Source organism: Roseovarius bejariae (assembly GCF_009669325.1).
Classification (GTDB): Bacteria; Pseudomonadota; Alphaproteobacteria; order Rhodobacterales; family Rhodobacteraceae; genus Roseovarius; species Roseovarius bejariae.
The window spans coordinates 1,850,564-1,861,661 of record NZ_SZWE01000001.1; the positions used below are offsets into that span (position 1 = coordinate 1,850,564).

Annotated in this window: 13 protein-coding genes; 6 read left to right on the forward strand and 7 right to left on the reverse strand. The window is 56.1% G+C overall.

Annotated features, from left to right (window positions below; genetic code table 11):
• Positions 1-140 precede the first annotated feature (140 nt).
• Positions 141-1,364: an MFS transporter gene (locus FDP25_RS08865; protein ID WP_154150911.1), complete on the forward strand. Its 1,224-nt coding sequence runs from the start codon at positions 141-143 to the stop codon at positions 1,362-1,364.
• Here the strand turns inward: FDP25_RS08865 and FDP25_RS08870 are convergent.
• From FDP25_RS08870 to FDP25_RS08880, 3 genes are read right to left on the reverse strand one after another with little or no spacing between them, the layout of a single operon-like run.
• Positions 1,347-1,928, reverse strand: coding sequence for a Smr/MutS family protein (locus tag FDP25_RS08870; protein WP_154150913.1), 582 nt, complete (start codon positions 1,926-1,928; stop codon positions 1,347-1,349). The genes FDP25_RS08865 and FDP25_RS08870 overlap by 18 nt on opposite strands.
• Positions 1,925-2,962 (reverse strand): murein transglycosylase A, encoded by a 1,038-nt coding sequence (mltA, locus tag FDP25_RS08875; protein WP_154150915.1) that lies wholly within the window; start codon positions 2,960-2,962, stop codon positions 1,925-1,927. The genes FDP25_RS08870 and mltA overlap by 4 nt, the downstream gene beginning before the upstream one ends.
• On the reverse strand, positions 2,959-3,624 hold the full coding sequence (locus tag FDP25_RS08880) for a Tim44/TimA family putative adaptor protein (RefSeq protein ID WP_154150917.1): 666 nt from the start codon (positions 3,622-3,624) through the stop codon (positions 2,959-2,961). Before FDP25_RS08880 ends, mltA begins: the two co-directional genes overlap by 4 nt.
• Positions 3,625-3,733: 109 nt before the next feature.
• Here FDP25_RS08880 and FDP25_RS08885 point away from each other — a divergent pair, with 109 nt between their 5' ends.
• Positions 3,734-4,210 (forward strand): FxsA family protein, encoded by a 477-nt coding sequence (locus FDP25_RS08885; RefSeq protein WP_154150918.1) that lies wholly within the window; start codon positions 3,734-3,736, stop codon positions 4,208-4,210.
• 62 nt (positions 4,211-4,272) lie between these two features.
• Positions 4,273-4,773 carry a protein-export chaperone SecB gene (gene secB, locus FDP25_RS08890; protein WP_154153306.1) on the forward strand — a complete coding sequence of 167 codons (501 nt, stop codon included), beginning with the start codon at positions 4,273-4,275 and terminating at the stop codon, positions 4,771-4,773.
• 1 nt (position 4,774) lies between these two features.
• On the opposite strand, the gene dnaQ is transcribed toward secB, so the two are convergent.
• From dnaQ to FDP25_RS08910, 4 genes are read right to left on the reverse strand one after another with little or no spacing between them, the layout of a single operon-like run.
• Positions 4,775-5,512: a DNA polymerase III subunit epsilon gene (gene dnaQ / locus FDP25_RS08895; protein ID WP_154150920.1), complete on the reverse strand. Its 738-nt coding sequence runs from the start codon at positions 5,510-5,512 to the stop codon at positions 4,775-4,777.
• The gene (gene coaE, locus FDP25_RS08900; RefSeq protein ID WP_154150922.1) at positions 5,505-6,098 is read right to left on the reverse strand and encodes a dephospho-CoA kinase; all 594 of its coding nucleotides are present in this window, start codon (positions 6,096-6,098) and stop codon (positions 5,505-5,507) included. Before coaE ends, dnaQ begins: the two co-directional genes overlap by 8 nt.
• On the reverse strand, positions 6,095-6,928 hold the full coding sequence (locus FDP25_RS08905) for a shikimate dehydrogenase (protein ID WP_154150924.1): 834 nt from the start codon (positions 6,926-6,928) through the stop codon (positions 6,095-6,097). Before FDP25_RS08905 ends, coaE begins: the two co-directional genes overlap by 4 nt.
• Positions 6,925-7,524 (reverse strand): Maf family protein, encoded by a 600-nt coding sequence (locus tag FDP25_RS08910; RefSeq protein ID WP_154150926.1) that lies wholly within the window; start codon positions 7,522-7,524, stop codon positions 6,925-6,927. Before FDP25_RS08910 ends, FDP25_RS08905 begins: the two co-directional genes overlap by 4 nt.
• Before the next feature lie 418 nt (positions 7,525-7,942).
• On the opposite strand from FDP25_RS08910, the gene hemJ reads away from it, so the two are divergent.
• The 3 genes from hemJ (at position 7,943) to mnmE (ending at position 11,095) form a co-directional block, all read left to right on the forward strand.
• Positions 7,943-8,392 carry a protoporphyrinogen oxidase HemJ gene (hemJ, locus tag FDP25_RS08915; RefSeq protein WP_154150928.1) on the forward strand — a complete coding sequence of 150 codons (450 nt, stop codon included), beginning with the start codon at positions 7,943-7,945 and terminating at the stop codon, positions 8,390-8,392.
• Between the two features lie 120 nt (positions 8,393-8,512).
• Entirely contained in the window at positions 8,513-9,784 is a 1,272-nt protein-coding gene (rho, locus tag FDP25_RS08920) for a transcription termination factor Rho (protein WP_154150930.1), read from the forward strand.
• Between the two features lie 24 nt (positions 9,785-9,808).
• Positions 9,809-11,095, forward strand: coding sequence for a tRNA uridine-5-carboxymethylaminomethyl(34) synthesis GTPase MnmE (gene mnmE, locus FDP25_RS08925; RefSeq protein ID WP_154150932.1), 1,287 nt, complete (start codon positions 9,809-9,811; stop codon positions 11,093-11,095).
• Positions 11,096-11,098 lie beyond the last annotated feature (3 nt).

Here is an 11,098-nt window from a genome sequence, read left to right on the forward strand (position 1 = left end):
ACCGACGCGATACAGTTTGCGGTTTGGCCTTGTTAACAAAGCGATTCGACACGTTTTACAGAAAGCAGGCGCACACTCCCCGGACGCTGCGTTAACGAATTGCCCTTTCCTTCCTCTTTATTTCGTCCGACCAAAGGCATATGCCGATTCTCGCCTTTCTTCGTGACAACGCACCATGGCTTGCCGCCGGGGTCCTGCTGACCTTCCTCAGCAGCTTTGGCCAGACATTCTTTATCTCGATCTTCGCGGGCAAGATCATGGAAGACTTCAGCCTCAGCCACGGCCAATGGGGTGGGATCTATACCTTGGGCACCACGGCTTCGGCTGCCCTCATGGTCTGGGCCGGGGGCCTGACCGACCGTTTCCGCGTCCGCGCCCTTGGCACCGTGATCCTGTTGATGCTGATGGGCGCCTGCCTCTTCATGGCACTGAATCCCGTATGGTGGCTCTTGCCCGCAGTGGTCTTTGCCCTGCGCTTTACCGGTCAGGGCATGACCAGCCACATCGCCGTTGTTGCCATGTCCCGCTGGTTCATCGCCACCCGGGGCAAGGCCCTGTCCATCGCGACGCTGGGGTTCGCCGGGGGTGAGGCCCTTTTACCGCTGATCTTCGTGGCCCTCATGCTGACATGGGATTGGCGGGCCTTGTGGATCATGGCGGCCCTCATTGCCGTCGTAGGGATTCCTGTGCTCTTGTTGCTTTTACGGCAGGAACGCACCCCGCAATCCTGGGCTAAATCGGACCAGTCCCTTGGCATGTTGTCCCGCCATTGGACCCGGAAACAGACGCTTCGTCATTTCCTCTTTTGGTTCATGGTCCCGGCCCTTTTGGGCCCTGCCGCCTTCAACACCGCCTTCTTTTTCCATCAGGTCCATTTTGCCGAGGTGAAAGGGATCGCGCATGTGGAACTGGTGGCCATGTTCCCGCTTTATACGGGCGTCAGCATCGCCTCTATGGTCCTGTCCGGCTGGGCGCTTGATCGTTTGGGCACCGCCCGCCTGATCCCCTTTATGCAACTGCCAATGGTCGCGGCCTTTATCCTGTTTTCCATCGCCAACGGGCCGATCACCACGCTTTTGGGCTTTGTTTTTCTCGGTATCACAACAGGCGCAAACACCACCCTGCCCAATGCCTTCTGGGCCGAGTTTTATGGCACGGGTCATATCGGTTCGATCAAAGCCATGGCAGCGGCAATCATGGTCTTCGGGTCGGCCATCGGTCCCGGCCTGACAGGGCTGGGCATCGACCTTGGCCTGGGGATCGAAGCACAATACCTGTTGGTCGCCGCTTATTTCGTCTTCACCTCCGTCATGATGGGCATCGGCATTAGCCGTGCCCGCCCCGACCTATCGGGCGCGGCGTAAATATACGTAATAGGCCCCGCCGCCACCGTGTTTCAGATGCGCTTCGCTGACCTGCAAGACAACCTGCGCCAAGGGTGGTGTTGACAGCCAATGCGGCACGTTATGGCGCAAGACCCCTCGGCGCACCGGGATCGGACCGCCCTCGTCGCGGTCCTTGCCCTTCCCCGTGATCACCAGAACAAGGCGCTTTCCCTGCGCATGTGCCCGCAGGATGAAGGCCGTCAGCGCCGGATGCGCCCGATCCATCGTCATCCCATGCAGGTCCAGCTTCCCTTCGGGCACCAGTTTTCCACGCTTCAACCTGCCAAAGGTCTTGCGATCCATTTGCACTGGCGCTGACTTGATCCGCTCTGTCACACTGGGCGCCAGATCATGATCATTGCCTTTGGGTTTTGCGTTTTGGCCCAGATCAAATCCATCAATCCGTGCCTGCGGGCTTTTCCGCGGTGTCGGCTTGGGAAGGGGGGTATCCACATGCTTGCGCTCGGGGTGGAGTTTCTCGGTCGTCTGGGCGACCTTACGCCACAGCTCAAGCTCCTCGGGCTTCAGGCGCCTGCGCGTCATGGCAACAGATCCGTCGCCATGGCAAAGGCACGCTGAATAGGCATCAGCACGACCAGCCGACCAGGGTCGCGCAACTTCCCGGCGGCACGCCCCGCGGCATCACCCGTGCCAAAGAAAATATCGGCACGTTGCGGCCCCTTGATGGCTGAGCCCGTATCCTGCGCCACCATCAGGCGTTGTATGGGGCTTTTGCCGCCCTTCTCAATCCAGACCGGCGCACCAAGAGGTGTGTATTTTGGATCAACGGCAACCGTGCGCTTTGGCGTGATTGACCTGTTCATCGCGCCAAGCGGCCCGGCATGTGCGGGCACTTCATCCAACCTGCGGAAAAAGACATAGGCCGGATTATGAAACAAAAGCTCACGCCCCGCCACAGGATTGCGCCGCACCCAATTCTTGATCACCTGCGCCGATACCTGATGTGCTTTGTAAATTCCACGCCGCACCAATTCGACACCGATTGACCTGTAATCGTGCCCATTCGACCCGCCATAGCCAACACGGATCATCCGACCATCCGGCAGGCGTATACGCCCCGAACCCTGAATTTGCAGGAAGAACAATTCGACCGGGTCATCGACCCAGGCAATCTCAAGGCCCTTGTCGGCCATGACATCGCCGGTTTCGATCTCGCGGCGGGTCAGCCACGGGTTGGACACCTTCGAGACGTTCGGCTCCCGATAGAGAGGATACTGATAGCGCATCGACGGACGTAAAGAGCCGTTCAACTCCGGCTCGAAATACCCGGTAAAAAGGGGGCGTGATCCATTTTCGATCACTACAGGGCGAAAGAACAATTCGAAAAACGATTTCGCATCAGGCCCCTGCTGGGCCAATGCGCAAAGTGATCGCCAATCCGGGTCATCCATATCCGCGCAGGTATTCACAAAGGTCTGCAACGCGGCGGCGTGATCATCCTCTTGCCAACCCTGCAATTCATCGAATTGCAAGATCTTACGCGTGACCTCCTCGGCCGTGGCGGGCAAGGCCAGCCACGGCAAAAGACACAGGACAAACCGCAGCGCGCGGATCATTCGCCCGTGGCAACAAGCCGCCAATTGGGATCGTCCGCTCCCATGATGCGCTCGAAAGTCCAGCTGTCCTTCTGGCGCTTGGGCTGTCCCGGCTTGCCCTCGATAATCTCACCATCCTTGTCCCGTACAACGGAAACAAGCTCACCTACAAAACGTACGGTCAATTCGGCACGGCGCGTTTCGGTATCAAATCTGGCCTCCTTCAGCACGGTTTCCCGCACGCCGATAAACTCGGCCTCAACGGACAGGCCTTGTTCCTCGCGGGTATCCACAACCTGTGCGAAGGCTTCGAAAACATCTTCCGAAAGGAAGGGCGCAACCTCTTCCAGCTTTGCATTCTCAAAGGCCATCAAGATCATCTCATAGGCACCACGAGCACCTTGCAGGAATTCACCGACACCAAAAGACGGCTCGACCCGCTTCATCTCGGCCAGGGCCTGGGCACTGTCCGACCCTTCGGGGACGTTGTCGATGATGTCGTAATCCGGGCCGCCTTCGATCACCTCGAAGTCCTGACGACGTGTGTCGGATGGGCTTTCGCGGCGTCCATCCTGCGGTGATCCTTCGAAACCGTCACGCGTTCCCAAGACGCTTTTCAGCCTCAGAATGAGAAAAATCGCGATACCAGCCAGTACCAGAAGCTGAATGATGGGCGAATTCATGGGCACCTCTTTTTGTGCGGGGCATGGTATGAAAACCGTTCCGCACTTATGTAGGTGACTGACCGGCCCAAGTCTACCACAAGGGCCAAGTGATAACGGAGTTTCGCCAATGTGGCTTTTCGCGGCATTTCTTATGGTCCCGCTGATCGAGATCGCGCTTTTCATTCAAGTCGGCGGTGCAATCGGGCTTTGGCCAACCCTTGGTATCGTGATCCTGACCGCGATCCTCGGCACGTGGTTGGTGCGGACGCAAGGCATCATGGCCATGGGGAATCTGCGGCGATCGTTTTCAGAGCTGGACGATCCGACGGAACCCTTGGCCCACGGTGCAATGATCCTGATTGCCGGTGCGTTGCTTCTGACGCCGGGGTTTTTCACCGACGGCATAGGTTTCGCCCTGCTCGCGCCGCCGGTCAGACATGCGGTTTTCAATTATCTGCGCAAGCGTGTTCATGTTCAAAAGTTTGAAATGGGTCCGGAAAACCCGCGCCGCCCGAGACATCCCGACATCATCGAAACAGACTATCATGAGGTTGATCGTAACGATCCTCATTCCAAGGGTGATTCCGGCTGGACAAGGCATTGAGACAATCGAACCATGCTGCTAAGCCACTGAGCAACAATATTGTCCTTTCCGGAGATCGAAAAATGGCCGAAGAAACACCCGGCGCACAAGACCAGCAACAGATCAAGATGAACGCCCTCACGCAATTCGTGCGGGATCTGTCGTTTGAAAACATCCTTTCGCAACGCGGCGGGAGCGGCGAAGTCCAGCCTGACGTGCAGGTTGGCGTGAACCTTGATGCAAAGAAGCGGTCAACAGAAAACCAATATGAAGTGATCGCGAAACTTTCAGTCAGCTCCAAGAACAAAGATAGTGAAGACGCACTCTTTTTGCTTGAGATGGAATACGTTGGCGTTTTCCATGTCGAGGGCGTTCCCGAAGATCAATTGCATCCTTTCCTTCTGATTGAATGTCCCCGGATGATGTTCCCCTTCATCCGCCGGATCGTCAGCGACGTGACCCGCGATGGAGGGTTCCCGCCGCTGAACCTTGAAAACATCGATTTCGTGCAGCTTTACCGCAATGAAATCGCACGTCGCCAAGCGGCGGCCGAGGCCGAGAAAAAAGAAACCCCTGACGCCTAAGTCAGCCCAGTTTCTTCCAAAGCGCACCGTCGCCCATTGCCTCGACAAATTCGGCATGGGCGGCGGTTTCTTTTTCGGTCAGGCGTGACGCCAGCGGCGTTGGCCGGGGTTGCGGGCGCCACGCAGACTCCGCGCTACTGGCCTGCTCCGATCCCGCATTCGACGACACGTTCAGCGCAAAGTCAGGCTGCCGTCCTCCAATCAGTTCCAGATAAACCTCGGCCAGAATCTCGGAGTCGAGCAAGGCCCCGTGTAACGTCCGGGAAGAGTTGTCGATATTGAACCGTCGGCACAATGCATCCAAGGATGCCGGAGACCCCGGGAATTTCCTTCGTGCAATCGCCAGAGTATCCACGGCCTGTTCCCACGGAAGCTGCGGGAAACTCAGCCATCTCAATTCGGCGTTCAGGAATTTCATGTCGAAGGCCGCATTGTGAATGACCAGCTTCGCATCGGCCACGAAATCCACAAACGCCTGGGCGACCTGATCGAAAAGTGGTTTGTCTTTCAGGGTGACTTCGCCATCTTTTGGAGGGCGCGGCGTATCCAAAAGGTCGGGCCCGATCCCATGAATATCAAACGCGTCCTGCGGCATCCCGCGTTTCGGGTTGATGTATTCATGAAACGTCCGCCCCGTGGGCATATGATTATAAAGCTCAATCGCCCCGATTTCGACAATCCGGTCGCCTTGTTCGGGGTCGAACCCCGTGGTTTCGGTATCCAGAACGATCTCACGCATCAGCCAACCCGCATCTGATTTTCCTGACGACATCATGAACCTGCGCGCGCGCATGCTCAAGCGTATCGGTTTCAATGATAAAATCCGAATGGGCGACCTTTTCCTCATTCGGCATTTGACGGGATAGAATATCCTCGAACTGCTCCTCGGACATGGTGCCACGCTCCATGACCCGCTGCTTTTGCAGGTTTGGGGAAACTGTCACGCAGGCCACGGCATCCACGTTTTTTTCATACCCGTTTTCGAACAAAAGCGGGATGTCCAATACGATAATCGCGGTTTCAGACCCGGCAATGAATGCCTCCCGATCCTGCGCGACAAGCGGATGAACAATTTTTTCGATGGCCTTGAGTGCCGCCGGATCACGGTCAATGATCTCTTTCAGGCGTTCTCGTGAAATTCCGCCATCTTCGACAGCCTCGGGAAAGGCCGCACCCATAGGCGCGACTGCCGCGCCGCCCCTGGCATAAAGCCGATGCACCGCCGCATCCGCATCCCATACGGCACAGCCTTCCTCGGCAAACATTCTGGCCGTGGTGGATTTGCCCATCCCGATTGAGCCGGTAAGCCCCAGAAGAAAGCTCATCTCAATGCCGCGGCGCGTGTGGCGCTATCCACTTCGGGGCGGACGCCAAACCAACGCTCGAATGCCGGCACGGCCTGATGCAAAAGCATTCCAAGCCCATCGACCGTGGTACATCCCATCTTTTCGGCCTCGGCCAAAAGATGGGTTTTCAGCGGCGCATAAACCAGATCGGTCACGACAGCATCTTTGCGCAATCCATCCAATGGCACCCGAAGGGGCGGTTTTCCAAGCATACCAAGAGAGGTGGTATTCACCACCGTCGTCGCCTCCTCCAGCATGTTCCCGGCCTGAACCCACTCCACGACTTCGATCCGCTTGCCGAACTCGGATTGCAGCGCCTCGGCGCGTACACGAGTCCGGTTCGACAGAAGGATATGTGGGACACCCGCATCAAGAAGCGATGCAATCACCGCACGCGCCGCACCGCCAGCCCCCAAAACCGCAGCTGGGCCCGCCTTCACGTTCCAGTTCGGTGCATTCTGTCGGAGGTTTTCAAAGAAGCCATAGCCATCCGTATTGTCGGCGCGAAGCTTCCCGTCTTTTTGAAAGGTCAGGGTATTCGCCGCCCCGATGAGCGTTGCACGATCCGTCACCAGATCCGCAAATTCCATAACCTTTTCTTTGTGCGGAACCGTTATGTTGACACCGACAAATCCCATTTTCGGCAACGCATCCAAGACCTGACCAAGGTTGTCTGTACTGACATCCATCGGAATATAATGCCCTCTCAGACCATAAGTCTTGAGCCAATGCCCGTGAAGTTGTGGGGATTTTGAATGTGCAATCGGCGACCCGATGACACCGGCAAGGGGAATGCGGTTTTCACTCATGCAGGAAGATCTCCTCTTACCGTCAGGTAGTTCAAAAGCTCCAGCAAGGGCAGCCCGAGAACCGTAAAATAATCGCCCTGCACCTGAGTAAAAAGCCGAACGCCCTCTTCCTCAAGCTTATAGCCACCAACAGAGTGCCGAATGCTATCCCAGTTACGCTCAAGGTATGCATCAAGATAATCGTCCGAGAAATCCCGCATCGCCATCCGAACGATCCCGATGTGTCGCCATACCGGCTTACCACCCTCACAGATCACGGCCGCGGATAAAAGCTCATGCCGGTTCCCGCGGAGTTTCTTTAGCTGCTCACGCGCATCATCCGGCGTCGTGGGTTTTGATAAAAGCGTCTTTTCAAAGCTCAAAACCTGATCACAGCCTATGACAAGCGCCCCAGGGTATTTTGCACTGACTTTCTGCGCTTTAAGTTCGGCAAGGGCATCTGCAATGTCCCGCGCAGGCGTACCATCCGACAAAAGGGCATCCCGCACCATCACCTCATCAACACGCGGAACGCTGACATCATAATCCACCCCTGCATTTCGCAAGAGGGTCGCCCGGATGTCCGAGCCTGACGCCAAGATGATTTGCTGTGTCATGTGGACAACTCGCGGCATAAGTTTGTTAACGTTCTATGAACCGTTCAATGAAATTTCCAGAGTTCTTGGGCCTCGCCTTGGGCAATGGGATAAATCCGGTGGTTTTGTAAGAATGTCCAAAAGTGGAAAAGGATAAACCGACAAAGGGTCATATCCCTTCATCTTCGCAAAGTTTCCCGATTTCATGAACATGGGCAGTGCCAGCAGTGAATACTGTAAGTCCTTATTTTTAATCACTAAATTTTCATATCATCCAATACTTCCATCTTTATCAACACGTTTGTCAACATATCTGGCTGACTGTTGAAAACCCTGTAGAAAGGTGGTTAATCCACAATCAAAGCCACCTCCTAAAACATCATCATCTCTTTTCTTTTCTTTTTTATTTATAGAGAAGGAAACCAAACCGGGGCACTGAATGACTGATTTCCTGATCACGCTTTATCCATGGAACAAGGCCATACATATCATGGCTGTCATATCCTGGATGGCAGGAATCTTTTATCTGCCTCGCCTGTATGTCTACCATACCGAGCAATCCCAACCCGGGGACAGTCGCGATGAAGTTTTCCAAACTATGGAAGATAAGCTGCTTCGCGTGATCATGACACCGGCAATGATCGCAACATGGATCTTTGGGCTTGCCTTGGTCTTTACCCCCGGCATTGTCGATTGGGGTGCGGTCTGGCCCTATACCAAGGGGGCTTCGATCTTGGCGATGACTTGGTTTCACCATTGGCTTGGCATGCGGCGTAAAGATTTCGCATCGGGTTCGAACACTCTGACAGGCCGTCAATACCGGATGATGAACGAGGTTCCCACGGTTCTCATGGTTATCATCGTCCTGTCGGTTGTCGTTCGTTTCTGAGAAACATTGACTCATGCCAAGAGGCTGAGTATGAACCGCGCAAGCACCCGTCCGGGTGGCTATTTCTCCTGAGACACATATCGACACGGCGCAAGTGGCGCTATGTCCCGAGGTACCCCCATGTCCGATGATCGTCTGAACCTGTCCGATCTCAAGGCGCGTAGCGCCAAAGACCTGCTTGCCATGGCCGAGGAGCTTGAGATCGAGAACGCCTCGACCATGCGCAAGGGTGAGATGATGTTCCAGATCCTTCGTGAGCGCGCTGACGAGGGATGGACAGTCTATGGCGACGGTGTTCTTGAAGTCCTGCAAGATGGGTTCGGGTTCCTGCGGTCGTCCGAGGCGAACTACCTGCCCGGTCCGGATGACATCTATGTTTCTCCTGATACGATCCGTCAGCACTCATTGCGCACTGGCGATACCGTCGAAGGGCAAATCAAGGCACCGGACGATAACGAGCGGTATTTCGTGCTCACTTCGGTCACTCAGATCAACTATGAAGATCCCGAGCGCGCACGCCATAAGATCGCTTTCGACAACCTGACGCCCCTTTACCCCGACGAGCGCCTGAAAATGGAGGTCGACGATCCGACGATCAAGGATCGCTCGGCGCGTGTGATCGATCTTGTGGCGCCTATCGGGAAAGGTCAGCGGTCCTTGATCGTGGCGCCGCCGCGGACAGGTAAAACCGTCATCTTGCAGAACATCGCCAGCAGCATCGAGAAAAACCACCCCGAGTGTTACCTGATCGTCCTGCTGATCGACGAACGCCCCGAAGAGGTGACGGACATGAAGCGCAGCGTGAAGGGCGAAGTCATCAGCTCGACCTTCGATGAACCCGCCGCGCGGCACGTGGCCGTGGCCGAGATGGTCATCGAGAAAGCCAAGCGTTTGGTCGAACATAAACGAGATGTTGTTATCCTGCTCGACTCAATCACAAGACTTGGTAGGGCTTACAACACAACCGTGCCTTCCTCGGGGAAGGTCCTGACGGGTGGTGTGGATGCGAACGCGCTGCAACGCCCCAAGCGGTTCTTCGGTGCGGCGCGGAATATCGAGGAAGGCGGGTCGCTCACCATCGTTTCGACTGCCCTGATCGATACCGGCAGCCGGATGGATGAAGTGATCTTCGAAGAATTCAAGGGCACGGGTAACTCCGAACTGGTCCTTGATCGCAAGATCGCGGATAAGCGCGTCTTCCCGGCCATCGACATCCTCAAGTCGGGCACCCGGAAAGAGGATCTTCTTATCGATAAGGTGGACCTGCAGAAAACCTATGTCCTGCGCCGAATCCTGAACCCGATGGGCACCACTGATGCCATCGAGTTCCTGTTGTCGAAGCTCAAGCAGACCAAGACAAACGCCGAATTCTTCGATTCAATGAATACCTAAAGGGTATCGCACGGGGTCATTCCCATGGACACGATCTATGCACTTTCGACGGCGCAAGGCAAAGCGGGCGTCGCCGTGATCCGCGTGTCTGGCCCCTTGGCGTTTCAGGCGTGTGAGGCCTTGGCCGGTGACGTCCCGATGCGCCGTCAGGCGGCGCTACGGACACTGCGGGATGCTGAGGGTGTTCACCTTGACGACGCTCTGGTCCTGACGTTTTCAAAGGATGCAAGCTTTACAGGCGAAGACGTGGTCGAGTTCCAGTGCCACGGAAGCACGGCAATCATCGCCTCAATCCTTCACACCCTTGGAAACTTGGATGGTCTGCGTTCTGCCGATCCTGGCGAATTCACGCGCCGCGCCTTGGAAAACGGGCAACTTTCTCTTGCCCAGGTCGAAGGTCTGGCTGATCTCATCGATGCCGAAACCGAAGCACAAAGGCGTCAGGCCTTGCGCGTGCTATCGGGTGATCTTGGCAATCTGGCCGAAAGCTGGCGCCGTGACCTGATCCGCGCGGCTGCACTCCTTGAGGCGACGATCGATTTCGCGGACGAAGAGGTTCCGGTCGATGTCGCGCCCGAGGTTTCCGCGCTTGTTGAACGCGTCATGACTGCTCTTGAGCATCAGATCGAGGGCGTCGGCATATCCGAGCGGATCAGAACGGGGTTCGAGGTCGCGATTGTTGGGGCGCCCAACGTCGGGAAATCCACCCTTCTCAACGCCATTGCAGGCCGAGATGCCGCCATCACGTCCGAATTTGCAGGAACGACTCGGGATGTGATCGAGGTCAGGATGGATTTGAAGGGCTTGCCGGTAACCATCCTTGATACGGCTGGCCTGCGAGAAACCGATGATAAGGTGGAATCAATTGGCATCGACCGGGCAAAACAGCGCGCTGAACTGGCCGATTTGCGCGTTTTCCTTGTTGAGGGGGACGAAGCCCCTGACATCCCGGTTCTTGCAGATGACATCGTGGTCAAGGCCAAGGCCGATCTTCTTGATGATCCCGCCAATGCGATCTCAGGGGTGTCAGGATATGGCCTTGGAACGTTGATTAACCGGATCACGGCAACCCTCTCGGAGCGGGCCTCTCATGCGGCTGTCGCCACGCGTGAAAGGCACCGTATTTCCATGGCCAATGGGCTCAGCGCTTTACAATCGGCGAAAACCCTCCTTCCCGGTGGCGAAGAAACCGCGGATATTTCCGCCGAAGAAATTCGAACAGCTATCCGCGCCCTTGATTCTTTGGTAGGACGCATAGATGTCGAAAACGTGCTCGACGAAATCTTCAGTAGCTTTTGCCTTGGCAAATGAGGA